At 57.1% G+C, this 22,766-nt stretch carries 22 protein-coding genes; 12 read left to right on the top strand and 10 right to left on the bottom strand.

Annotated features, from left to right (window positions below):
- Nucleotides 1–87: 87 nt before the first annotated feature.
- On the bottom strand, nucleotides 88–1,524 hold the full coding sequence (degP, locus tag ACCC84_RS13690; RefSeq protein WP_004955336.1) for a serine endoprotease DegP: 1,437 nt from the start codon (nucleotides 1,522–1,524) through the stop codon (nucleotides 88–90).
- A gap of 185 nt (nucleotides 1,525–1,709) precedes the next feature.
- Nucleotides 1,710–3,227 carry a dGTPase gene (dgt, locus tag ACCC84_RS13685; RefSeq protein ID WP_039991148.1) on the bottom strand — a complete coding sequence of 506 codons (1,518 nt, stop codon included), beginning with the start codon at nucleotides 3,225–3,227 and terminating at the stop codon, nucleotides 1,710–1,712.
- A 129-nt stretch (nucleotides 3,228–3,356) separates the two neighbouring features.
- Between dgt and mtnN the strand changes: the two genes are divergently transcribed.
- The 3 genes from mtnN to ACCC84_RS13670 are packed head-to-tail and all read left to right on the top strand — an operon-like array spanning nucleotide 3,357 to nucleotide 5,480.
- Entirely contained in the window at nucleotides 3,357–4,058 is a 702-nt protein-coding gene (gene mtnN, locus ACCC84_RS13680) for a 5'-methylthioadenosine/S-adenosylhomocysteine nucleosidase (RefSeq protein ID WP_039991149.1), read from the top strand.
- A gap of 1 nt (nucleotide 4,059) precedes the next feature.
- The gene (btuF, locus tag ACCC84_RS13675) at nucleotides 4,060–4,866 is read left to right on the top strand and encodes a vitamin B12 ABC transporter substrate-binding protein BtuF (RefSeq protein ID WP_273871067.1); all 807 of its coding nucleotides are present in this window, start codon (nucleotides 4,060–4,062) and stop codon (nucleotides 4,864–4,866) included.
- Nucleotides 4,866–5,480 carry a TRIC cation channel family protein gene (locus ACCC84_RS13670; protein ID WP_004955340.1) on the top strand — a complete coding sequence of 205 codons (615 nt, stop codon included), beginning with the start codon at nucleotides 4,866–4,868 and terminating at the stop codon, nucleotides 5,478–5,480. Before btuF ends, ACCC84_RS13670 begins: the two co-directional genes overlap by 1 nt.
- A gap of 55 nt (nucleotides 5,481–5,535) precedes the next feature.
- Here the strand turns inward: ACCC84_RS13670 and erpA are convergent, their stop codons facing one another.
- Nucleotides 5,536–5,880: an iron-sulfur cluster insertion protein ErpA gene (erpA, locus tag ACCC84_RS13665; RefSeq protein ID WP_039991152.1), complete on the bottom strand. Its 345-nt coding sequence runs from the start codon at nucleotides 5,878–5,880 to the stop codon at nucleotides 5,536–5,538.
- Between the two features lie 89 nt (nucleotides 5,881–5,969).
- Complete coding sequence (clcA, locus tag ACCC84_RS13660; protein ID WP_039992422.1) at nucleotides 5,970–7,409, bottom strand: H(+)/Cl(-) exchange transporter ClcA; 1,440 nt, start codon at nucleotides 7,407–7,409, stop codon at nucleotides 5,970–5,972.
- Nucleotides 7,410–7,588: 179 nt separating this feature from the next.
- Between clcA and hemL the strand changes: the two genes are divergently transcribed.
- A complete protein-coding gene (gene hemL, locus ACCC84_RS13655) occupies nucleotides 7,589–8,878 on the top strand; it encodes a glutamate-1-semialdehyde 2,1-aminomutase (RefSeq protein WP_004955345.1) in 1,290 nt (429 codons plus the stop codon).
- 49 nt (nucleotides 8,879–8,927) lie between these two features.
- Here the strand turns inward: hemL and ampE are convergent, their stop codons facing one another.
- Nucleotides 8,928–9,782 (bottom strand): beta-lactamase regulator AmpE, encoded by an 855-nt coding sequence (ampE, locus tag ACCC84_RS13650; protein ID WP_004955346.1) that lies wholly within the window; start codon nucleotides 9,780–9,782, stop codon nucleotides 8,928–8,930.
- Between the two features lie 209 nt (nucleotides 9,783–9,991).
- On the opposite strand from ampE, the gene nadC reads away from it, so the two are divergent.
- The 4 genes from nadC to hofC all read left to right on the top strand — a co-directional run bounded on the left by nadC (nucleotide 9,992) and on the right by hofC (nucleotide 14,159).
- On the top strand, nucleotides 9,992–10,882 hold the full coding sequence (gene nadC / locus ACCC84_RS13645; protein ID WP_273871075.1) for a carboxylating nicotinate-nucleotide diphosphorylase: 891 nt from the start codon (nucleotides 9,992–9,994) through the stop codon (nucleotides 10,880–10,882).
- Nucleotides 10,883–11,083: 201 nt separating this feature from the next.
- On the top strand, nucleotides 11,084–11,527 hold the full coding sequence (gene ppdD, locus ACCC84_RS13640) for a prepilin peptidase-dependent pilin (RefSeq protein WP_039991155.1): 444 nt from the start codon (nucleotides 11,084–11,086) through the stop codon (nucleotides 11,525–11,527).
- Entirely contained in the window at nucleotides 11,524–12,963 is a 1,440-nt protein-coding gene (gspE, locus tag ACCC84_RS13635; RefSeq protein ID WP_371901993.1) for a type II secretion system protein GspE, read from the top strand. Before ppdD ends, gspE begins: the two co-directional genes overlap by 4 nt.
- The gene (hofC, locus tag ACCC84_RS13630) at nucleotides 12,960–14,159 is read left to right on the top strand and encodes a protein transport protein HofC (protein WP_371901992.1); all 1,200 of its coding nucleotides are present in this window, start codon (nucleotides 12,960–12,962) and stop codon (nucleotides 14,157–14,159) included. Before gspE ends, hofC begins: the two co-directional genes overlap by 4 nt.
- A 40-nt stretch (nucleotides 14,160–14,199) precedes the next feature.
- Here the strand turns inward: hofC and ACCC84_RS13625 are convergent, their stop codons facing one another.
- Nucleotides 14,200–15,243 (bottom strand): GMP reductase, encoded by a 1,044-nt coding sequence (locus ACCC84_RS13625; protein WP_004955353.1) that lies wholly within the window; start codon nucleotides 15,241–15,243, stop codon nucleotides 14,200–14,202.
- Between the two features lie 316 nt (nucleotides 15,244–15,559).
- On the opposite strand from ACCC84_RS13625, the gene coaE reads away from it, so the two are divergent.
- From coaE to yacG, 3 genes are read left to right on the top strand one after another with little or no spacing between them, the layout of a single operon-like run.
- Nucleotides 15,560–16,174 carry a dephospho-CoA kinase gene (gene coaE / locus ACCC84_RS13620; protein WP_039992424.1) on the top strand — a complete coding sequence of 205 codons (615 nt, stop codon included), beginning with the start codon at nucleotides 15,560–15,562 and terminating at the stop codon, nucleotides 16,172–16,174.
- 5 nt (nucleotides 16,175–16,179) lie between these two features.
- Entirely contained in the window at nucleotides 16,180–16,932 is a 753-nt protein-coding gene (gene zapD, locus ACCC84_RS13615; protein WP_004955359.1) for a cell division protein ZapD, read from the top strand.
- A 48-nt stretch (nucleotides 16,933–16,980) separates the two neighbouring features.
- The gene (gene yacG / locus ACCC84_RS13610; protein ID WP_004955361.1) at nucleotides 16,981–17,178 is read left to right on the top strand and encodes a DNA gyrase inhibitor YacG; all 198 of its coding nucleotides are present in this window, start codon (nucleotides 16,981–16,983) and stop codon (nucleotides 17,176–17,178) included.
- 98 nt (nucleotides 17,179–17,276) lie between these two features.
- Here the strand turns inward: yacG and mutT are convergent, their stop codons facing one another.
- The 3 genes from mutT to secM all read right to left on the bottom strand — a co-directional run bounded on the left by mutT (nucleotide 17,277) and on the right by secM (nucleotide 21,123).
- Nucleotides 17,277–17,681 carry an 8-oxo-dGTP diphosphatase MutT gene (mutT, locus tag ACCC84_RS13605; protein WP_004955363.1) on the bottom strand — a complete coding sequence of 135 codons (405 nt, stop codon included), beginning with the start codon at nucleotides 17,679–17,681 and terminating at the stop codon, nucleotides 17,277–17,279.
- 111 nt (nucleotides 17,682–17,792) lie between these two features.
- Nucleotides 17,793–20,504, bottom strand: a complete 2,712-nt coding sequence (gene secA / locus ACCC84_RS13600; protein WP_039991157.1) for a preprotein translocase subunit SecA — start codon at nucleotides 20,502–20,504, stop codon at nucleotides 17,793–17,795.
- An 85-nt stretch (nucleotides 20,505–20,589) separates the two neighbouring features.
- On the bottom strand, nucleotides 20,590–21,123 hold the full coding sequence (secM, locus tag ACCC84_RS13595; RefSeq protein WP_039991158.1) for a secA translation cis-regulator SecM: 534 nt from the start codon (nucleotides 21,121–21,123) through the stop codon (nucleotides 20,590–20,592).
- A 26-nt stretch (nucleotides 21,124–21,149) separates the two neighbouring features.
- On the opposite strand from secM, the gene ACCC84_RS13590 reads away from it, so the two are divergent.
- Nucleotides 21,150–21,674, top strand: coding sequence for a DUF721 domain-containing protein (locus ACCC84_RS13590; RefSeq protein ID WP_004955366.1), 525 nt, complete (start codon nucleotides 21,150–21,152; stop codon nucleotides 21,672–21,674).
- A 166-nt stretch (nucleotides 21,675–21,840) separates the two neighbouring features.
- Here ACCC84_RS13590 and lpxC read toward each other — a convergent pair whose 3' ends face one another.
- Nucleotides 21,841–22,758, bottom strand: coding sequence for a UDP-3-O-acyl-N-acetylglucosamine deacetylase (lpxC, locus tag ACCC84_RS13585; protein ID WP_004955367.1), 918 nt, complete (start codon nucleotides 22,756–22,758; stop codon nucleotides 21,841–21,843).
- Nucleotides 22,759–22,766: the final 8 nt, after the last annotated feature.

Here is a 22,766-nt window from a genome sequence, read left to right as displayed (position 1 = left end):
GCAGCGGGAGTTGTGGTGAGCTTCACAATTTTAAGGCATAAAAAAGGCACGCAGAATGCGTGCCTTTATCAGCATAAACCGTGGTGATTACTGCATCAGCAGATACAGCGTACTATCACCGCGCTGAACGTTCAGCGCCAACACTGGCGGCTTGCTGTCGAGAATTTTACGCAGCTCGCCCAGGTTCTGGATCGGTTGTTGGTTAACCCCGAGGATCACATCACCTTTTTTCAGACCGATACGCGCCGCGGCGCTGCCAGGCTTGACGCTGTCCACTTTAACGCCTTTCTGACTGCCCGCCTGGGTATTGCTCAGTTCGGCCCCTTCAATGCCGGTATAGATGTTGCCGGAATCGACCTGCGTCTGTTTGCTCTGTTCCAGCGTCACGTCCACCGTTACCGGTTTGCCGTCGCGGATCAGACCCAGCGCCAGTTTGCTGCCAACCGGCAGCGTACCGACTTCGGCACGGAAGGAGGCAAAACTGGAAATCGCCTTGCCGTTAAGCGTAACAATCACGTCGCCGGCTTTGATACCCGCCTTCGCGGCGGCAGATTTTGGCAATACCTGACTGATAAAGGCGCCGCGCTGGGCGTCGACCTTCATCGCTTTCGCCAGCTCAGAATTCAGTTCCGTGCCCATGATACCCAGCTCGCCGCGTTTCACCTGGCCATATTCCACCATTTGCGCCGTCAGGTTTTTAACCATGTTACTGGGGATGGCAAAGCCGATGCCGATATTCCCGCCGTCCGGCGCCAGGATCGCGGTATTGATGCCGATCAGTTCGCCGTTCAGGTTGACCAACGCACCGCCGGAGTTGCCGCGGTTGATCGCCGCATCGGTCTGAATAAAGTTTTCGTAATTTTCAATGTTGAGGCCGCTACGACCCAACGCCGACACGATACCGGAAGTGGCGGTTTCACCCAGCCCGTACGGGTTACCGATCGCCACGGTATAATCGCCCACCCGCAGCTTGTCGGAATCCGCCATTTTGATCGCAGTCAGATTCTTGAAGTCTTTCAATTGAATCAGCGCGATGTCGGAACGCGGATCCTTACCGATCATCTTGGCGTCGAAACGTCGGCCATCGCTTAACTGCACCTGGATCTTGCTGGCGTTATCCACCACGTGGTTATTGGTAACGACGTAGCCTTTAGCCGCATCAATCACCACGCCGGCGCCCAGCGCCTGGAACTTCTGTTTGGCGCCCTGATCGCCCGGCCCACCTTGCCCGCCCTGACACATCGGCGAACCCTGGAACGGCGAACCGTCCTGACAGAACGGCGAATCTTCACCGAAGAATTGCTGGAACTGCTGTGGCATGCGCGGCGTATTAACGGCAGTGCTGCCTTCAACGTTAATGCTCACCACCGACGGCATGACCTTTTCCAACATCGGCGCCAGGCTCGGCAATTGCTGCGAAGGCGTGCTTGCCGATGCGGTCTCTGCGGCGCTGGCCGTTACCGGGCCCATCGCCATACCAATGCTGAATGCCAAAGCGCTCAGAACTAATGCTGTTTTTTTCATCTGTGTGTCTCTTTAAAATTATTGGGATAACTTTTTGTTGTGTTTAATGAGAACCTATTAATAGCGCGAAGTTCCAGCGTAGTTTGTTGATAATGGTAAATAAATATTGGGCATCTTTACAAAACTCCAAACAGCATGCCCGCCGAATTTCGCCCGGCGGGAAATAGAGTCGTCAACCTGCAGAATTATTCCGCTGCCATTAACCGACGGTATTCGTCATAGGCATAAAGATCGGTCATGCCACTGATATAATCCTGCACTAAACGCGCGCGGAAATAATACTCGCGGATCGCCAACTGTTCCTGCGATAAATGCTGCAGCCCTTCCACCGCTTCCTGATAGGCCAGTCGGTGTTTGGTCGACAATTTGTGAAACAGCCGCGTTTCAATCGGGTAATCACGGTGGCTGTCATCTTGCACCAGACGGCTGAAGTCCGCCAACGGCATCGCCAGCAACGGACTGTAGATATCCAGCAGGCCGCTGATGACGCGGTAGCCCTGCAGTTCCAGCTGTTCCACTTCCGGGTGATTGAACACGTGCTTGAACGCCACGTTCTTGAAAATCTTCAACAGCTGGTATGCCGGGCTGGAATCCTCCAGTAACGCCTGATTGAAATTGCCCTGATAGACCGCCTCCAGGTTGTCGATAAAGCGTTGCGCAGCATGCGGCACCAGGCGCGCCACGGTAAATACTCGCAAATACATGAAGAACTGATCTTCGGCGCTACGCCGCGCGCCACCGCGGTCGATTTTACGGAAGGCGCTGGCAACGGTTTTATCAAACAGATCGCCCGGGGTGACCACGCCCCATTCCTGGGTCAGATGCAGATAAAGTTGCTCAACGGTAAAGATATTTTTTTCTACCGCGTCTTCCAGGTCGGCAACGCAATAAGAAATATCGTCGGCGGCTTCCATAATATAGGTCAATGGGAAACGATCGAACTCCCCCATATTCAATTCTCGACGCAGCCGATCGACAAAGGCCTCTTCCGCCAGATAAAAACCGGGCTTCTTCATCAAATAACTGTGACTGGCTGGAATATCATCCGCCCAATATGCCGGACGGGTATATTTTAATATACAGCCCACCTGCGCGTAGGTCAGGTTCAATTTCAGCAGGGTATACACCAGTCGAATAGCCTGGGCATTACCCTCGAAATGACTGAGATCGTGACGAATGCGGCTGCGCAGGCGGTTAAGATCGCTTTCCCCCTCATGCAGACGCAATACCTCAACCGAGCAGCGATCCTGACTGCTCGGCTGGCTGCCGCAGCTGGCAGGATCCAGGCGCTGGCTGAACCAGTCGTTAATCGCCGACTCGCCAAAATGGCCAAACGGCGGATTGCCGATGTCATGCATCAGGCAGGCCATTTCCACGATGCTTTCAAACGGATCGAGCAGGCGGGTCAGGCCGAGCCGATCGATGCGTTGCTCCTGCTTGAAACGGTTGAGGATCTCTTTGGCAATATGTCGCCCAACCTGCTGCACCTCCATCGAATGGGTCAGACGACTGCGCACCGCGGCATTGCGCTCCAGCGGGAAAACCTGGGTTTTTTGCTGCAATCGGCGGATCGCTGCCGAATTGACGATCCGCCCGCGATCGCTCTCGAATTGACGAATGATATCGTATTCTTCCTCGGCTTCGATCGGTTTACTGAACGGCCGCTGGAAGCTGATTTTCTGTTTAAAGTCGATCCCGGACATCTGGTTCTCTCCCCTTGGCGCATTACCCCCGTGATAACAATTCCCAACGGCGGATGCAACGGATTATCTCTCTTTCAGAGCCATGATAGACTATGCGCAATTCTCACACCCAATCAGCGAGTATTATTTATGAAAGTAGGCATCATCGGCGCCATGGAACAAGAAGTGACCCTGCTGCGCGAACAAATTGAAAACCGCCAGACGATTCAACGCGCGGGCTGTGAAATCTATACCGGCCAGATCGGCGGCGTCGAGGTGGCGCTCCTGAAGTCTGGCATCGGTAAAGTTGCGGCGGCGCTGGGTACCACTTTGCTGCTGGAACATTGCCAACCGGACGTGGTGATCAACACCGGATCCGCCGGCGGCCTGGCCTCGACGCTGAAAGTAGGCGATATCGTGGTGTCGGAAGAAGTGCGCTATCACGATGCCGACGTGACTGCCTTTGGCTATCAACCAGGCCAAATGGCCGGCTGCCCGGCGGCCTTCGTTGCCAATGATGCGCTGATTGCGCTGGCAGAGAACTGCATCAAACAGCTGGAACTCAATGCGGTACGTGGCCTGATTTGCAGCGGTGACGCCTTTATCAACGGCGCAGAGCCGCTGGCGCGCATTCGCGCCACCTTCCCAAATGTAGCGGCGGTGGAGATGGAAGCGGCGGCCATTGGCCATGTTTGCCACCAGTTCAACACGCCGTTCGTCGTCGTTCGCGCCATTTCCGACGTCGCTGACAGCGAATCGCACATGAGCTTCGACGAGTTTCTGGTGGTCGCGGCCAAGCAGTCCTCGCTGATGGTCAATGCGATGCTGCAGACGCTGGCCAAACGCGGTTAATGTGAAGCGACGCGGCTCTTTCTTTCCGTGGCTGCTGGCGCTGGCACTGGTATTGCCGGCATCGGCGGCGCAACGCGTCATCAGTCTGGCGCCGAATACCACCGAGCTGGCCTACGCCGCAGGCATGGGGGATAGCCTGCTGGCAGTCAGTGCCTTTTCCGATTATCCCCCACAGGCCAAAAAGCTGGAACAGGTAGCCTCCTGGCAGGGGATCAATCTCGAGCGGGTGTTGGCATTGAAGCCGGATCTGATCCTGGCCTGGCGCGGCGGCAACCCGCAGCGGGTTCTGGATCAGTTGGCGTCTTTCGGCATCCCGATTTTTTATGCCGATGCGAAAAATATCGACGACATAGCCCAGTCGCTGGACGACCTGGCTCGTTACAGCCCACATCCGCTGCAGGCACACCAGGCGGCAGAACTGATTCGTCGGCAAACCGCACAACTGAAAGCCCGTTATGCCAGCAACCAGCCGCGCCGCGTCCTGTTGCAGTTCGGCACTCAACCGCTGTTCACCAGTTCGGGCGCTACGCTGCAAAGCCAGGTACTGTCGCTGTGCGGCGCTGAAAATCTGTTCGCCGACAGCCGCATGCCCTGGCCGCAAATCAGTCGCGAACAGGTACTGGCGCGCAAACCGCAGGCGGTCGTCATAACCGGCGGCGCCAGACAGGTCGCCAGCGTCAAGGCGTTTTGGGCTCCGCAACTGCAGGTGCCGGTGATTGCGCTGAACGAGGACTGGTTCAACCGCGCCGGGCCGCGCATTATGCTGGCGGCGCAGCAGCTGTGTAGCCAACTGGCGGAGATCCGCTGATGTTGGTGTTCTGGCTGGATATTCTGGGCACCGCGGTATTTGCCATTTCAGGCGTACTGCTGGCGGGCAAATTACGCATGGATCCGTTCGGCGTTCTGGTGCTGGGGGTGGTCACCGCGGTCGGTGGCGGCACTATCCGCGATATGGCGCTGGCCAACGGGCCGGTGTTCTGGGTGCAGGATCCCACCGATCTGGTGGTGGCGATGGTCACCTGCGTACTGACGCTGCTGCTGGTGCGACAGCCGCGCCGTTTGCCGAAATGGATCCTGCCGGTGCTGGACGCCGTCGGACTGGCGGTGTTTGTCGGCATCGGCGTCAATAAAGCCTTTGCCGCCGGTAGTGGACCACTGGTGGCCATCTGCATGGGGGTGATTACCGGCGTTGGCGGCGGTATCATTCGCGATGTGCTGGCTCGGGAAATTCCGATGATCCTGCGCACCGAAATTTACGCCACCGCCTGCATTATCGGCGGCATCATCCATGCAACCGCCTATTACAGCTTTGGCATGCCACTCCAGCAGGCAATGATGCTCGGTATGGCCATTACGCTGATAATCCGGCTGGCGGCGATTCGCTGGCACCTGAAACTGCCGGCCTTTATCCTCGAACAATAGGCAATAAAAAACCCGCCAACGGTGCTCCGTTAGCGGGTTTTGGCCATGCAGTGCATCAGATGCTGAATGAAGAACCGCAACCGCAGGTGGTTTTGGCATTCGGGTTGGTGACCACAAAACGTGAACCTTCCAGCCCTTCGGTATAGTCCACCGACCCGCCGACCAGATATTGCAGACTCATTGGATCAACCACCAGCGCTACGCCCTGTTTCTCAATGGTCATGTCGCCTTCGTTGATCTTGTCGTCGAAAGTGAAGCCGTATTGGAATCCGCTGCACCCACCGCCGGTAATGTAAACCCGCAACTTCAGGTCCGGGTTTTCTTCATCAGCAATCAGGAATTTCACCTTCTTTGCTGCCGCCTCGGTAAATTGCAGGGGCAGTGCCGTTTCATCGCTCATACTCGTTACTCCCAACATTGTTCAGCCTCAGGTCGCGACGATGGCAGCCTGATTAATATTAACGATTATCCAATACCTGAGTGTTGCGTTCAAGTATTCGCCGCATTTGTTGCATCTTCTTTACCTGTTTTATCGGCCGTGGCCTGGGTCTGCTGCGCTTCCTGCTTTTCTAACGTGCGGGCCAACAGTGAAGAATACAAGGGCTTACCACCGAGTAATTGCGCCACCAGCGTCGCGCCGAGGCAGGTTATAATCATTGGTAATATCAACTGATAATTGTCGGTCATTTCCAGCACCAGCACGATGCCGGTCAGCGGTGCACGTACCGTGGCGGCAAACAGCGCGCCCATTCCGGCAATGGCGAAGGTACCGGCTTCAAGGCCGTACTGCGGAAATAAATGCCCGCTGGCCAAGCCAAATGCGGTACCGAACAAGGTGCCCAACGCCAGCATCGGCGCAAAAATGCCGCCAGGCGCGCCGGAGGCAAAGCACAACAGGGTGGTTACAACGCGCGCAATAAAAATGAACATCAGCATGCCGACGGTGTAATTGCCCGCCGCAGCAATCGGTATCAGGCCAAAACCGCCGCCCGCCGCCTGCGGCTGGATCAGGCCGAGAATGCCGCACATGCCGCCGAGTAGACCGCCGATCAGCAGGATCTTGCGCATGTTGCCGCCGTGAATACGTGCAAACATATCCTGAGTGCGAAATATCAAGCGGTTAAACATCACGCCAACCGCACCGAATACCGCGCCGAGCACCAGATACAGCCACAGGGTATTGGTGGGTGCCGAAGACAATTTGCCCACCTCAATCACCGAGTGTTGCCCATTGAAAATCTGGAACACCACCGCCGACATGATCACGCCGATAAACACCGCTTTTATCGAAATCAGGTTATAACGAAACTGCGGTCGCATCTCTTCGATAATGAACAGAATGCCGGCCAATGGCGCGTTGAACGCGGCGGAAAGCCCGGCAGCCGCGCCGGTGGCCAACAGAGAATGGCGCGCTTCCGCGCCGCGAATGCGGAAAATATCCAGCACCATGCGCCCGACGTTGCCGCCCATCTGTACCGTTGGCCCTTCGCGCCCGAGCACCATGCCAGCCCCCAGCGTGCCCATGCCGCCGATGAATTTCACCGGAATCACTCGCCACCAGCGCACCGGCCGTAACTCTTCCAGCGCACCTTCGATTTCAGGAATGCCGGATCCGCCGGCTTCCGGTGCAAAGCGTCGCACCAGGTAATAGCCAAGCACCGCCAGCGCTGCGGAGAAAAGAAACGCCAGCGGCCAGACCAGAAACCAGTAATTGGCAACATAGGCCAGACCGGAGAGCCGTTGCTGCTGAACCCAATCCACGGCTTTCTCAAACGCGACGCCCAGCAGACCGGCCAGGGTGCCCACCAGCGCCGCCATCACCAGTATCGCCACCGGCGTTTTGTCGCGACGCATAAATTGGCGCACCCGGTCGCTGGGCTTCAGGTGCGCAAAACGCACCCGCGGAGGTTGCTTTTGTAAATCAGTCATCATGAGTTATTTATTATTGGCAAGATAAGTAATACAAATAGCGAGCGGGTCATTCTAGCGCAGACTGACGCTTGCCGCCCGGCGAAATAGGTATCTGACTGTGATCGTTTCATAACGGCGCACACTTCTCTAGAATATGCCGGTCAAATTAATTTAATGAAACTTCCAGGAGCCGATTTATGAGCTTGCACAGCAAGTCCGAAAGTCTGTATGCACAGGCGCAACAGTTGATCCCGGGTGGGGTTAACTCTCCGGTGCGTGCATTCACCGGTGTAGGCGGTGTACCGCTGTTTATCGAGCGTGCCGACGGCGCTTATCTGTTTGATGCCGATGGCAAAGCCTATATCGATTATGTCGGTTCCTGGGGCCCGATGGTGCTGGGACATAATCACCCGGCCATCCGCAACGCGGTTATCGAAGCGGCCGAACGCGGTCTGAGCTTCGGCGCACCGACCGAGATGGAAGTCAAAATGGCCGAACTGGTGACCGAACTGGTACCGACCATGGATATGGTGCGCATGGTGAACTCCGGCACCGAAGCCACCATGAGTGCCATTCGCCTGGCTCGTGGCTATACCAACCGTGACAAGATCGTCAAGTTTGAAGGCTGTTACCACGGCCACGCCGACTGCCTGCTGGTAAAAGCCGGTTCCGGCGCTCTGACGCTGGGTCAGCCCAACTCTCCGGGCGTGCCGGCAGATTTCGCCAAGCACACCCTGACCTGCACCTATAACGATCTGGATTCGGTGCGCAGCGCGTTCGAACAGTACCCGTCAGAGATCGCCTGCATCATCGTTGAACCGGTTGCCGGCAACATGAACTGCGTGCCGCCGCTGCCCGAATTCCTGCCCGGCCTGCGCGCGCTGTGTGACAAATACGGCGCACTGCTGATCATCGACGAAGTGATGACCGGTTTCCGCGTGGCGCTGGCCGGGGCACAGGCCTACTATCAGGTGGAACCGGATCTGACCTGCCTGGGCAAAATCATCGGTGGCGGTATGCCGGTAGGGGCGTTCGGCGGCCGTCGCGAAGTGATGGCGGCGCTGGCGCCGACCGGCCCGGTCTATCAGGCCGGTACGCTGTCCGGTAATCCGATCGCCATGGCCGCCGGCTTTGCCTGCCTGAATCTGGTTGCCCAGCCGGGCGTACACCAGACGCTGACCGAGCTGACAGAAATGCTGGCAACGGGCCTGCTGCACGCCGCCAAAGAGGAGAATATCCCGCTGGTAGTCAACAACGTCGGCGGCATGTTCGGCCTGTTCTTTACCGACGCCACCACGGTGACCTGCTATCAGGACGTGATGCAGTGCGATGTGGAACGCTTTAAGCGTTTCTTCCACCTCATGCTGGATGAAGGGATTTATCTGGCGCCGTCGGCCTTCGAAGCCGGTTTTATGTCGGTGGCACACAGCAAGGAAGATATTCAGCGCACCATCGATGCGGCACGCCGCTGCTTCGCCAAACTGTAAGCGCGTCAGCTAAAAAGGATAACGGGCGCCTTATGCGCCCGTTTTTTGTTTACAGCAAGGTGCCGTAAATCGTCAGCAGCGCCACCACCACCACCACTACCATGGTAACTTTACGCGCCAGCGTCACCGCAGCACGTGGCGTTTGTACCGGATCGGTATGTGGCTCGCGCGCCAAAGAGAACTGCGCCAGACGAGTCAGCACCTGATACTGCGAGGTGCGGCGATCGCCCAACGAGGCAAACCAGGCCGGCAGCGCCTTTTCACCATGGCCGATCAGCGCATACGCCACGCCCACCAGGCGTACCGGGATCCAGTCCAGCCAATGCAGCACGCTGTCGATGCCGGAGCGCGAACGTTCCAGCGGTGTATTGTGACGCGCCAGCCAGGTCTGATAGGCACGCAGAAAGGCATAACCGGCCAACGCAATCGGCCCATAAGGCCCGCTGACCACAAACCAGAACAACGGCGCCAGGTAATAACGGTAGTTGATCCACAGCAGCGCATTCTGCAATTCGCGCAACCGATCTGCTTCACTGCAATCCACCGGTAGCCCGTGGATCAGCGCCAGCTCTTCCGCCAGTTGATCGCTGGCATGGGCGTCGCCCTGCCGCGCCGCCTTCAGATAGGCACGGTAGTGCTTGCGTTTGATACCGGCCCCTACGCACAGCAGGCTGATAATCACCCACAGTGCCAGCGTAAGCACGCCGAAGAACAGCCCCTGCGACAGCCACAAAAGTGCGCCGACCACCACCATCCAGCCGAGCACCAGAGCCAGCGTTTGCACCAGCGAGAAGCGCTGCAGTCGATGAAACACCACCTCCAGCCGGTGATCCAACTGCCAGTGTTCGCCCAGTTTGAACAGGCGTTCCCATGCCAGAACCAGTAACAGCGTAAACAGCGTCATTAGCTATGTTTCTCCCTTATTATCACGCCCAGCCGGGTGCCAGGGCTAAACTGCGTTGCTCCACAGATGCCAGATAATTCTTGCTGCCGATATCGGATAATACCTGATTCATATTTCAGTAACAGCGACCCGCTCTGCCGGTGGTACTTATCTTTGCAACAGAGTAGCATGTTTCAACTTCTTCCTAAGTCCCCTTTTCGGAGTCACCTATGCCGACACGTCGCTACAGTGCCGACAGCCGCCGCAGCGAGCTTCTTACACGAATTGAGCATGACATTCCCTATGCCGTAGCCCAGGCGCTGCGGGAAGATCTGGGAGGTGAAGTGAATGCGGATCGTGATATTACCGCCCAGTTGCTGCCGGCCGACAAACAGGCGCAGGCCACTATCATCACTCGCGAAGCCGGCGTTTTTTGCGGGCAACGCTGGCTGAACGAAGTCTTTATCCAATTGGGCAATCAGATCCAGGTTGAATGGCTGGTCGCCGACGGCGATGCGCTGATCCCCAACCAGCCGCTGTGCCGTTTGCACGGCCCGGCCCGCATTTTGCTGACCGGCGAACGCACCGCGCTGAACTTTGTGCAGACCCTGTCCGGCGTCGCCAGTGAAGTCAGCCGTTATGTCGCTCTGCTGGCTGGCACCCGCACCCGTCTGCTGGATACCCGCAAGACGCTGCCAGGCCTGCGTACCGCCTTGAAATATGCGGTGCTGTGCGGCGGCGGCGGCAATCACCGTTTGGGGCTGTCCGATGCGTTTCTGATCAAGGAAAACCATATCATCGCCGCCGGCTCGATCAAAAACGCGGTGGAGCAAGCCTTCTGGCTACACGACGATGTGCCGGTAGAGGTGGAAGTGGAATCGCTGGACGAACTGCAGCAGGCGTTGGAAGCCGGGGCCGATATCGTCATGCTGGACAATTTCAGCGTCGACATGATGCGCCAGGCGGTTGCCCTGACCCAGCAGCGTGCCCAATTGGAAGTCTCCGGTAATGTCACCCATGAAACTCTGCGTGAATATGCTGAAACCGGCGTCGACTATATTTCGGTTGGCGCGCTCACCAAGCATGTTACCGCACTCGATCTGTCCATGCGCTTTAATTAACGCCCTCATCTTACCGTCTCCCGCATCAGGCGGGAGACAGGTCTACCAAGTCAGATTGCGCTGCATGCCGCATAAATCATGCCGCTCGCTGCAACAGCCAGTCTTTTTGTCAAAACGGCGCGCAACCTGACCAACCGCCCCTCGCCCGACGTCATTCCAGGTATTACCGTTGCTGCCTTATTCATAAGGAGCAAGCAATCAATGGACAGCCAACGTGGATTTACCCTGATCGAACTGATGGTCGTGATCGCCATCATCGCCATTCTCAGCGCTATCGGCGTCCCCGCCTATCAGCGTTATGTCCAGAAGGCCGCCATGACCGACATGTTGCAAGCGATGGCCCCGTATAAAATGGCGGTCGAGCTTTGCCTGCTGGACCACGGCAACCCGAGCAGCTGCAATGCCGGCAGCAAAGGTATTCCAGAAGGCGCGGCATCCCGCTATGTCAGCAATGTTCAGGTACAGCAAGGTGCGATCGTCCTTACCGGCAGCCAAACGCTGCAAGGCCTGACGGTGGCGCTGACGCCAGAGCAAAATAGCGTCGGACTGACGCGCTGGACCCGCCGGTGCAGCGGCGACAGCGACGCGTTGAAACAGATATGCCAGGACGTGTTCCGCTTCGATGATACGGCTCAAGAGGCATGACGGGCCGCGACATCAGCGATGAAATCCAGGTGCTGTGTCAACGCTACCAGGCGCTGGCGCTGAGCCAGGATGAAACGCGGCTGACCATCGCCTTGAATGGCGATCTACCGACCTTGCTGTTGCAGGCGCTGCGCCTGGCCAGTGGCAAGCAGGTGGTGGTCGAGCAATGGCCGCTGGCGCGTCTGGAGCAGGCGCGCAATCAACAGCAGAATGTGGCATCGTCAACGCAACGCATCGCCAGCGATGACGCCACGCCCTCGCTAAATGATGACAGCGATGCGCCAGCGGTGCGCTTTATCAATCTGACATTGCGCAGCGCGATCCAGCGCCGGGCCTCCGATGTGCACTTTGAACCTTATCAACACCAACTGCGCGTACGCCTGCGCATCGACGGCGTGCTGCAGGCCGTGGTTTCGCCGCCCTTCGCGCTGGCAACACGGGTGATCGCACGGCTGAAGATCATGGGACAACTGGATATCGCAGAACGCCGCTTGCCACAGGACGGGCAGCTCGGCGTACAGTTGGATCACGCCAGCTATTCGATGCGCATTTCCACTCTGCCGACGCTGTACGGCGAAAAAGTGGTTTTACGCATCTTGCAAACCGACCGGCAGGAGCTGTCGCTGGAACAGTTGGGCATGAGTCCGGCCGATCGCGATCGCTTTGCCGGCGCGCTTGCCAACCCTCAGGGTCTGATCCTGGTCACCGGCCCGACCGGCAGCGGCAAAACCGTCACGCTGTACAGCGGCCTGCGGCAGTTGAACGATCAACAGAGCAATTTGTGCAGCGTCGAAGATCCAATCGAGATCCCGGTATTCGGCATCAACCAGACCCAGATCAACGCGAAAACCGATCTAGGCTTTGCGCGGGTATTGCGCGCATTGCTGCGGCAGGATCCGGACGTGATCATGATCGGCGAGATCCGCGACGCGGAAACGGCAGAGATCGCCGTCAAGGCGGCACAGACTGGACATCTGGTGCTGTCGACGCTGCATACCAACTCCACCAGCGAAACCTTGACGCGCTTGACTCACATGGGGGTGGCCGGCTACCTGCTGGCCGCCAGCCTCAAGTTGGTCATCGCACAGCGGCTGGTGCGCCGGCTGTGCGTACATTGCCGCTATCTGCTCGCCGAGCCGCAACGCTTCCCGCCGGACATCTGGCCCGAACCGCTAGTCCCCTGGCGCGCGGAGGGCTGCGAACACTGCTTTGGCGGCTACTACGGCCGGATCGGCATTTATGAACTGCTGTATATCACGCCGGAGGTGCAACAAGGGCTGCTGCAAAATCTGGCCGCCAGCCAGTTGGCTGCCATTGCCCGTCAACAGGGGCAGCATTCGCTGCTGCAAGCCGGCCTGGCGCTGGCGACGCAGGGAGTGACCTCGCTGGAAGAAGTGTACCGGGTAATTGGCAGCAACCAGGAGCGACAGCGATGAAGGCCCGGCGGCTATTCCGTTGGCAAGCCGTTGATGCACAAGGTGAGCTTCGCCAGGGCGCCGTACTGGTCGAGGCAAAGCCACAGGTTTATCTCTGGCTGATTGAACAGGGCTTGCAACCCTGTCGCGTCGGCGGAGGTAAACGGATCGGCGCTCGCCAATGGCGTGGTGAGGCGTTAATCCAGTTCACCCGGCAGTTGGCCACCCTGCTACAGGCCGGACTCCCGCTGGTCAATACGCTGCAATTACTGGCTCAGGAGCATCCGTGCGCCGCGTGGCGCTGCCTGTTGGCCGATCTCGGCGCGCTGGTCGCGCAAGGTCAGCCATTTTCCGAAGCGATCGCCGATTACCCACAGATTTTTCCGCAGGTATACCGACAGCTGATTGCCATTGGCGAACTGACCGGCAACCTCGATCGCTGTTGTTGGCAATTGGCGCAGCAGCAGGATCAACAGCAAAAATTGCAGAAAAAAGTGGTCGCCGCGCTGCGCTACCCGCTATTTGTCTGCACGGTGGCATTGCTGGTCAGCATCGTGATGCTGGTGATGGTGCTCCCCGAATTTGCCAAGGTTTACCAATCGTTTGATGCCCCGCTGCCGTGGTTTACCCAGGGGTTACTGGCGTTGTCCAGCCTATTGATTGATGTCGGGCCTTATCTGTTGACGATAACCGCCGGCGTAGTCGCGGGCTACTGGCGCTATTTGCATCCCCGCTCTGACTGGCAGCGGCGAGAGCAACGGCTGCTGCTGCGGTTACCGCTGATTGCACGTCTGATCGCTGGCGGCTGCCTGAGCCAGATATTCCGCACGCTGAATATGACCCAGTTGGCAGGATTAACGCTGGTTGACGGGCTGAATGCGGCACGGTTGGCGGTAGACAATCCGTTTTTTCGCCAGGCGTTGGAGAGCATCCAGCAGCAACTGGCGCAGGGGGTGTCTTTCCACCGCGCACTGGGGGAGCAGCCGCTGTTCCCGGCTCTTTGCCAACAATTGGTTCGGGTTGGTGAAGCGTCCGGCACGCTGGACACCCTGTTGGGAAAATTGGCACAGTGGCATGAACAACAGACACACGAGCTGGCGGATACTTTGGCGCAAACGCTGGAGCCGGTATTGATGCTGACGGTGGGCGCTATTGTCGGCGGCTTGGTGATCGCCATGTATCTGCCGATCTTTCAGTTGGGAAACGTGCTGGGTTAACTGGCAAAACCCCCGCGGCTGCGGGGGTGAGGCACATCGGTTACTTGGCGCCGAAAACGCGGTTTTCCTGCTCCGCCACGCGAATAAAGGTAGTGCGCTTGGTCAGCTCTTTCAGGCGTTCTGCCCCTACGTAGGTACAGGCCGAGCGCAACCCGCCAAGGATGTCGCGAATGGTGAACTCCACCTCGCCGCGCAACGGCAGCTTGACCGTCTTTCCTTCCGCCGCGCGGTACTCGGCGACGCCGCCCACGTGGCGCTTCATTGCCGATTCTGAGCTCATGCCGTAGAACAGCATGAATTTCTCGCCGTTTTCTTCCACCACGCTACCTTCGCATTCGTCATGACCGGCCAACATACCGCCCAACATGACGAAATCGGCACCGCCGCCAAAGGCTTTTGCCACATCTCCCGGCACCGAACAGCCACCGTCGCTAACGATTTGTCCGCCCAGACCGTGCGCAGCATCCGCGCATTCAATCACCGCCGACAGCTGTGGATAGCCGACGCCGGTTTTCACCCGCGTGGTACAGACGGAGCCAGGACCGATGCCAACCTTGACGATATCCGCACCAGACAGGATCAGCTCTTCGACCATTTCACCGGTAACCACGTTGCCGGCACAGATGACGTGTTGCGGGCAGGCTTCGCGCGCTTTTTGCAGGAAGGCGACAAAATGCTCGGAGTAGCCATTGGCTACGTCGATGCAGATGAATTTCAACGCCGGAGACAGTGCCAGGATCTGCTTCATTTTCACAAAGTCGGCGTCAGAAGTGCCGGTAGATACCATCACATGGCGCAATGTGGCTTCGGGAACGCGCTGAACAAATTCAGCCCATTGTTCAACGGAATAGTGTTTATGCACCGCGGTGAGGACGTCAAAAGAAGCCAGGGCTTCAGCCATGCGGAAGGTGCCCACCGTGTCCATATTGGCGGCGATGATCGGTACGCCTGACCATTTACAACCGGAGTGTTTGAATGCGAACTGGCGGGCCAGTTCAACCTCAGAGCGGCTTTTCAGCGTGGAGCGCTTAGGGCGGATCAGTACATCTTTAAAACCCAACTTCAAATCTTCTTCAATACGCATGACAACTGATTTCCTGGTTTATGGCGACGGATCGCAGGGTGGTGATCGAATCTTTTAGTGCCAGTTCCAGTGGAGTTATCATACGCCGGAATAAACACGCGGCAAGACTGCGATTTCATCTTTATTTACGCTACAATCACAGAAATTTACCCATGCAAATGCAGTGTGATGCTGCGCTCACTTTTCCTGCCGTAAGCAAAACTCCCGGTCTTGCGTGACCGTGACAACAGAGTGCGTGCGTCAACTTGCACTTCTGTGCGATCGCTTTATGATTCGTCTATTATTTTTTTATGAATTTCGGGTGCATCCACAGACCATGACCTACATAGTTGCGTTGACCGGCGGTATTGGCAGCGGTAAGTCCACCGTGGCTGACGCCTTCGCGCGCCATGGCGCGCCAATCGTTGATGCCGACGTGATCGCCCGCCAGGTAGTACAGCCCGATACGCCGGCATTGGCCGCCATCGCCGCGCATTTTGGTAAGGAAATATTGCAGCCGGACGGCACGCTTGACCGCGCGACGCTGCGTGAACGCATCTTTAGCCAGCCGGACGAAAAGGCCTGGCTTAATCAACTGCTGCATCCGCTGATCCAGCAGGAAACTCAACGGCAACTGGCTCAGACTACCCACCCGTACGCGTTGTGGGTGGTGCCGCTGCTGGTCGAGAATCATCTCCAGTCGCGCGCCGACCGCGTGCTGGTGGTCGATGTCGATCGCGAAACACAGTTGGCCAGGACCATCGCCCGCGACGGCATCAGCCGCCAGCAGGCGCACAACATTTTATCTGCCCAGGCAACGCGCGAGCAGCGCCTGGCCGCGGCGGATGACGTTATTGACAATAGCGGCACCGCTCAAGGGATAGAGCCACACGTCGCCGCCTTGCATCGCCGCTACCTCGAACTGGCAGCATCGGCGCCCCAACAGGATTAAACTGAATGAGTGACGCTTCTCCAACCGTTCTCTTTGAACACCCGTTGAACGAAAAAATGCGTACCTGGCTGCGCATTGAATTTTTATTACAGCAGTTGCACGGTCAGCGAGCGCTGAGCGAAACCGCTATCGCCCTGACTTTCTTTCGCACGATTTCCGATCTGCTGGACGTGCTGGAGCGCGGAGAAATTCGTACCGAACTGTTGAAAGAACTGGAGCGCCAGCAGCAGAAACTGCTGCAATGGGCCGACGTACCGGGCGTCGACATGACGCGGGTCGATCAACTGCGCAATCAGTTGAAACAACGCTCAAGCCAGTTGATGTCCGCGCCGCGCATGGGTCAGGCATTACGCGAAGACCGCCTGATCGCCCTGGTGCGGCAACGGCTGAGTATTCCTGGCGGCTGTTGCAGCTTTGATTTGCCGACGCTGCATATGTGGATGCACGCCGCGCAACATGAGCGTGATGACGACGTCGCACAGTGGCTGCAAACCCTGGAGCCGTTGCATCAGGCACTGACCATGATCCTGAGCCTGATCCGTCAGACCGAGCCGTTCCGCAACCAGATCAGCCTGAACGGCTTCTATCAGGATAATGCCGAAGGTGCCGATCTGCTGCGTTTGCGCATCGATCTGGTGCATCAGCTGTATCCGCAGATCTCCGGCCACAAGACGCGTTATGCGATCCGTTTTTTACCGCTGGACAGTGAGCACGGCCAGGTTCCCGAGCGTCTGACATTTGATTTGGCGTGTTGTTAGTTTTTGAATAAAAAGGCCTTTGGCATTAACCAAGGCTAAGGAAGCAAGATGACTACCGTAGTAAAATGCCCAACCTGTGGCAAAGGCGTGGTATGGGGCGAAGTCAGCCCGTATCGTCCGTTTTGCAGCAAACGCTGCCAGCTGATCGATCTTGGCGAATGGGCCGATGAAGAAAAGCGCATTCCCAGCAACGGTGATTTGAACGAAAGTGATGAATGGTCTGAAGAACAGCGCGATCGGGATTAACGACGCGTGCACCAACAACAGCACCACTGGCGGGCACCCAGTCCAGTGGAAGCGCTGCTAACATTGTTTAAACGGCCTGCTGATGCAGGCCGTAATGATTATTGTGCCGCGTTGGCCAGTGCTACCAGCCGTTGTACGATGGTGAGGTTGGCCGGCGGAAACTCGTCCGCCTGCAAATCTGCCTGCCTGACCCAGCGCATCGGTTGCCCCTCTCGACCAAACGGTTCGCCCTGCCAGCTTTCCACCAGATAGAAATTCAGCGTCACGATACGATCGGTAAATTGGTGCTCCAGCACCTCCAGCAGTTCGGCGCCTTCGGTCTTGATTCCGGTCTCTTCCAGCAATTCTCGGGTCAACGCCTGCTGCGGCGTTTCCCCCTGTTCAATTTTACCGCCTGGGAACTCCCAGAATCCGGCCATGTGCGCATCTGCCGCACGGCGGGTGATAAAGATTTCCTGTTGAGCATTACGGATGATGCCCACGGCGATGTTGACATGTTTCATCGCAAACTCCTTGATAGCGGCGTGATATTGCAGCCCATCTGACGGCAGCGCCGGATACAGCTGGGGCCGGACATGCCGGCCCCAACGGGTTTAATCAAGCTGCACCGCAGCTTACTTTTGCAAACGGCCGTGACACTGCTTGTATTTCTTACCTGAACCGCACGGGCAAGGATCGTTACGTCCTACCTTGCGCTCGGCGCTGGCCGGCGCGTTCGGATCTTCCGTTACCAGCGAATTCTCATCTTTATGGCTCAGCTGTTGCTGCTGCGCCAGACGTTCCGCTTCTTCACGGCGCTGTTGCTCCAGCGCTTCCACTTCTTCCGGCATCCGTACCTGAACCTTGCTCAGCACGCTAATCACTTCATACTTCAGCGACTCAAGCATTGCGGCAAACATGGCGAACGATTCACGCTTGTATTCCTGCTTCGGATCCTTTTGCGCATAGCCGCGCAGGTGGATGCCCTGACGCAGGTAATCCATCGCTGCCAAATGCTCTTTCCACAGGGAATCCAGCGTTTGCAGCATCACGCCTTTTTCGAAGTTGCGCATCATCTCGCTGCCCACAACCTCTTCTTTGCGCTGATACTCTTCTTTGGCGTTGTCCAGAATGCGCTCGCGCAGCGTTTCTTCGTGCAGCTGCGGTTCTTTGTCCAGCCATTCCGCAATCGGCATATCCAGATCGAAATCGTTTTTCAGGCGCTCTTCAAGGCCCTGTACGTCCCACATTTCTTCCAGCGACTGCGGCGGAATGTAGTTATCGATGGTGGCCTTAAACACGTCTTCACGGATGCTGGCAATGGTTTCGCTGACGTCGGACACGTCAAGCAGTTCATTACGCTGGCTGTAAATCGCGCGGCGCTGATCGTTAGCCACATCATCGTATTCCAACAATTGCTTACGGATGTCGAAGTTACGGCTTTCCACTTTACGCTGTGCGTTGGCGATGGCCTTGGTCACCCACGGGTGTTCAATCGCTTCGCCCTCTTTCATCCCCAGTTTGCGCATCATGTTGGAAACGCGATCGGAGGCAAAAATACGCATCAACGCATCTTCCATCGACAGATAGAAGCGTGATGAACCGGCATCACCCTGACGGCCGGAACGACCGCGCAGCTGGTTATCGATACGGCGAGATTCGTGGCGCTCGGTACCGATGATGTGCAGACCGCCGGATGCCAGCACCGCGTCGTGACGCAGTTGCCATTCCTGTTTGATAGCGGCAATCTGCTCTTCGGTTGGCGCTTCCAGCTTGGCAATTTCTGTCTGCCAGCTGCCGCCCAGCACGATGTCGGTACCGCGACCGGCCATGTTGGTAGCGATGGTTACCGCGCCAGGCTGACCAGCCTGTGCCACGATGTCCGCTTCCATGGCGTGGAATTTGGCGTTCAATACCTTGTGGTCAATGTTAGCCTTCGCCAGCTCGCGGGAAATCACTTCCGACTTTTCGATCGAGATGGTCCCCACCAGCACCGGCTGACCATTCGCCGTGCGTTCACGGATATCTTCAATGATTGCACCGATTTTCTCGAGCTCGGTCATGTACACCAGATCCGGCATGTCCTTGCGCAGCATTGGACGGTTGGTCGGCACCACGATGGTATCCAGCTTGTAAATCGAGCTGAATTCAAACGCTTCGGTATCGGCGGTACCGGTCATGCCGGCCAGTTTTTCATACAGGCGGAAATAGTTCTGGAAGGTGATCGAAGCCAGGGTCTGGTTTTCGTTCTGAATCTCTACGCCTTCTTTCGCCTCGACCGCCTGGTGCAAGCCGTCCGACCAGCGACGTCCCTGCATGGTACGACCGGTGTGCTCATCGACGATAATCACTTCGCCGTCTTTCACGATGTAGTCAACGTCACGGGTAAACAGCACGTGGGCACGCAGGGCGGCGGTGACGTGGTGCATCAGCATGATGTTGGTCGGTGAATACAGGGATTCACCCTCTTCCATAATGCCGGCGTCGACCAGCATTTCTTCGATCAGGATCAGTCCACGCTCGGTCAGGTGAACCTGGCGCGCCTTTTCGTCCACCGAAAAGTGGCCTTCGCCCTGGAAGCTGTCAGAGTCTTCTTTTTCCTGGCGAATAAGTTTTGGAATCAGCTTGTTAACCTTGATGTACATTTCCGAGCTGTCTTCCGCCGGGCCGGAGATGATCAGCGGCGTACGCGCTTCGTCGATCAGGATCGAGTCAACCTCATCCACCAGCGCATAATGCAGCTTGCGCTGTACACGTTCTTCAGGGCTGAACGCCATGTTGTCACGCAGATAGTCGAAGCCGTATTCGTTGTTGGTGCCGTAGGTGATGTCTGCGGCGTAGGCTTCACGCTTGGCCGGCGCCGGCATGCCCGGCAGGTTGATACCGATGCTCAGACCGAGGAACTCGAACAGCGGACGGTTGTTTTCGGCATCGCGCTGCGCCAGATAGTCGTTAACGGTTACCACGTGCACGCCGCGGCCGCTCAGGGCATTCAGGTAGGCAGGCAGTGTTGCAGTCAGGGTTTTACCTTCACCGGTCCGCATCTCGGCGATGCAGCGGTCGTTCAGGACGATACCGCCCAGCAGCTGGACGTCGAAGTGACGCATGCCGAATACGCGCTTGCTCGCTTCACGCACTACGGCGAAGGCTTCAGGGATCAGCGACTCCAATACTTCGCCTTTCTTCAGGCGTTCGCGGAATTCGTTGGTTTTGGCTTTCAGCTCGTCATCGGACAGTTTTTCCATGTCCGGTTCCAGACGGTTGATTTGCTCAACCACTTTGCGCATACGGCGCAGTGTACGATCGTTACGGCTACCAAAAACTTTGGTCAATAATTTAGCTAACATAATATTTGATATCTCTGTCATGACCGCCCAGACAGGCGATCGACTTGCTGTTATTTTGTTGGTATCGGTGCCCAGAGGGCGAGAATCAGCTGCGAAGCGTCGGCCCGGCGCGAATGCCCTGCACCTGCGCGAGCCATAGCCCCGCCTGATGCTGCGCCAAAGAAGGATGGACAGAATGATGGGTATCACGAATGATGGTCGGCGGCTTCGGCTCATGCGTCAGCAACGCGTTCAGCGTTGACAGCAGCGCCAGTCGTTCCACCTGCAGTGGCGGTTCGGCGGCTTCAACCTCGCTTTCCTGTACCCGGGCATAAACTACCTGCGGTGCCAGGGCAAAAGAGAGGTGACGAATGACGGTACGTAGCGCATGCTGCTGCCAATAGTCGACGCTAAAGGTCGGGCGACGGGGCGCATCTTGCAACAAAGCCAGACTGTTAAAGGCGTTGGCTGCGGAATTTTGCCGGTTAAGGCTGGACGAGGTACTCGGCAAGGCGGCCTGTTCGGCGTTGCCCGACAGATTTTGCGGTACGCCAAGCGTGGCCGCTACCATCCCTAGCAGGAGATGAGGCCAAAAATAACGTCTGCCAAATTGTCGCCAACGATTTAGAATACCGATCACAAGTTTATAATCCGCCGGAGCCCATTATGCGCGATAGCCGTCCACAATTATTAGATGTCCTGTTCGACGAAGCGTCCGCAGCAGATAAGGGGCCGTTGCACAATGTACAACAGCGCGCCGTAGCGCTGCTGAAGCTGAATCGTGCGGTCAAGGGCTTATTGCCTGCTCAACTGCACCCCTGGTGCCGCGTCGCGAACTTCAGACAGGGTATTTTAGTGCTGGAAACGGCAAATGCCAGTTGGATGATGCGCTTGCGCTACGAACAGCCTAACTTGTTATCAGCACTAAGAGCGCAAATTCTACCATCATTGTCATCGATCGACATCAGGATTAATCCTGCGTTGATGGCGAAAAGCGCTAATCTGCAGCAGAAGACGGATAAAACGCCGGCGAACGGTCAGACAGATGCGCCAATGCGCACGCTAAGCGTGGAAAGTGCGGAACAACTGAGGGGATTGGCCAGTCGCAGCCCGGAAAAATTGCGCAAGACGCTGGAACGACTGGCATCGATGGCCGGAGAGGGTGCCAACGCTACCAGTCGTGACAAATAACCAGCGATATCTACCCGTTACGCTTCAAGCCGCATCGCAGGCGCGCGGTTCAGCCCATCCCGGTCGTTTGCCTGAGCAGATGACTCGGGAGGGTGAGCTTGCGTTTAGCTCGGCCTGTTGACCGCGCTGCGCCGCCGTGATGCGCTCGACGTTCTCGGGTACAGGCTTATGCCAATACGGTGGACGGTGCCTTGAATGCCAATGGCATTTCGGCTTCGTCCTGGAAGGTGACGAATTCCCACGCTTCCTGTTTGGCCAAGACGGCCTGCAGCAATTTGTTATTCAATGCGTGGCCAGACTTGTACGCGGTAAACGCGCCAATGATGTTATGACCGCACATAAACAGGTCGCCGATGGCGTCCAGCATTTTGTGGCGCACGAATTCGTCTTCAAAACGCAGACCGTCTTCGTTCAGCACACGGTAATCGTCGACCACGATGGCGCAATCGAAGCTGCCGCCCAGGGCCAGGCCACGGGATTGCAGATATTCGATATCACGCATAAACCCGAAGGTACGCGCACGGCTGATTTGACGCACGAACGAGTCGGCAGAAAAATCCAGGCGGTAGCGCTGGGTGCTGGCATCAATCGCCGGGTGGTTGAAATCAATGGTAAAGTCCAGGCGGAACCCGTTATGCGGGGACAGCTCGGCCCATTTATCGCCATCTTCAACACGCACTGTGTCTTTCAGACGCAGGAATTTCTTCGCTGAGTTCAGTTCTTCGATGCCGGCATCCAGCAACAGGAAGACGAACGGACTGGCGCTACCGTCCATGATTGGGATTTCGGCGGCGTCAACTTCAATAATGATGTTGTCGATGCCAAGCCCAGCCAGTGCGGCATTAAGATGCTCAACGGTAGAAATACGCACGTCATGCTCGTTCACCAGACAAGTACAGAGCATGGTATCACGCACGGATTTTGCATCAGCCGGAAAATCAACCGGTGGATTCAAGTCAGTGCGACGATAGATGACCCCGGTATTAGCCGGCGCTGGGCGCATGGTCAGCGTGACTTTCTTGCCGGTATGCAAACCGACACCAGTCGCCTGAACAATACGTTTTAATGTCCTTTGTTTGATCATCGTTTTAT

It is taken from the genome of Serratia odorifera (assembly GCF_041448735.1).
Classification (GTDB): Bacteria; Pseudomonadota; Gammaproteobacteria; order Enterobacterales; family Enterobacteriaceae; genus Serratia_F; species Serratia_F odorifera.
Note: the sequence above shows the minus strand (reverse complement) of the source record. Positions and strands in the feature narration are given on the sequence as shown.

Coding starts and splice junctions, on each gene's coding strand:
- degP (WP_004955336.1), bottom strand. CDS start 1,524: ATGAAAAAAACAGCATTAGTTCTGAGCGCTTTGGCATTCAGCATTGGT.
- dgt (WP_039991148.1), bottom strand. CDS start 3,227: ATGTCCGGGATCGACTTTAAACAGAAAATCAGCTTCCAGCGGCCGTTC.
- mtnN (WP_039991149.1), top strand. CDS start 3,357: ATGAAAGTAGGCATCATCGGCGCCATGGAACAAGAAGTGACCCTGCTG.
- ACCC84_RS13670 (WP_004955340.1), top strand. CDS start 4,866: ATGTTGGTGTTCTGGCTGGATATTCTGGGCACCGCGGTATTTGCCATT.
- erpA (WP_039991152.1), bottom strand. CDS start 5,880: ATGAGCGATGAAACGGCACTGCCCCTGCAATTTACCGAGGCGGCAGCA.
- clcA (WP_039992422.1), bottom strand. CDS start 7,409: ATGACTGATTTACAAAAGCAACCTCCGCGGGTGCGTTTTGCGCACCTG.
- hemL (WP_004955345.1), top strand. CDS start 7,589: ATGAGCTTGCACAGCAAGTCCGAAAGTCTGTATGCACAGGCGCAACAG.
- ampE (WP_004955346.1), bottom strand. CDS start 9,782: ATGACGCTGTTTACGCTGTTACTGGTTCTGGCATGGGAACGCCTGTTC.
- nadC (WP_273871075.1), top strand. CDS start 9,992: ATGCCGACACGTCGCTACAGTGCCGACAGCCGCCGCAGCGAGCTTCTT.
- ppdD (WP_039991155.1), top strand. CDS start 11,084: ATGGACAGCCAACGTGGATTTACCCTGATCGAACTGATGGTCGTGATC.
- gspE (WP_371901993.1), top strand. CDS start 11,524: ATGACGGGCCGCGACATCAGCGATGAAATCCAGGTGCTGTGTCAACGC.
- hofC (WP_371901992.1), top strand. CDS start 12,960: ATGAAGGCCCGGCGGCTATTCCGTTGGCAAGCCGTTGATGCACAAGGT.
- ACCC84_RS13625 (WP_004955353.1), bottom strand. CDS start 15,243: ATGCGTATTGAAGAAGATTTGAAGTTGGGTTTTAAAGATGTACTGATC.
- coaE (WP_039992424.1), top strand. CDS start 15,560: ATGACCTACATAGTTGCGTTGACCGGCGGTATTGGCAGCGGTAAGTCC.
- zapD (WP_004955359.1), top strand. CDS start 16,180: ATGAGTGACGCTTCTCCAACCGTTCTCTTTGAACACCCGTTGAACGAA.
- yacG (WP_004955361.1), top strand. CDS start 16,981: ATGACTACCGTAGTAAAATGCCCAACCTGTGGCAAAGGCGTGGTATGG.
- mutT (WP_004955363.1), bottom strand. CDS start 17,681: ATGAAACATGTCAACATCGCCGTGGGCATCATCCGTAATGCTCAACAG.
- secA (WP_039991157.1), bottom strand. CDS start 20,504: ATGTTAGCTAAATTATTGACCAAAGTTTTTGGTAGCCGTAACGATCGT.
- ACCC84_RS13590 (WP_004955366.1), top strand. CDS start 21,150: ATGCGCGATAGCCGTCCACAATTATTAGATGTCCTGTTCGACGAAGCG.
- lpxC (WP_004955367.1), bottom strand. CDS start 22,758: ATGATCAAACAAAGGACATTAAAACGTATTGTTCAGGCGACTGGTGTC.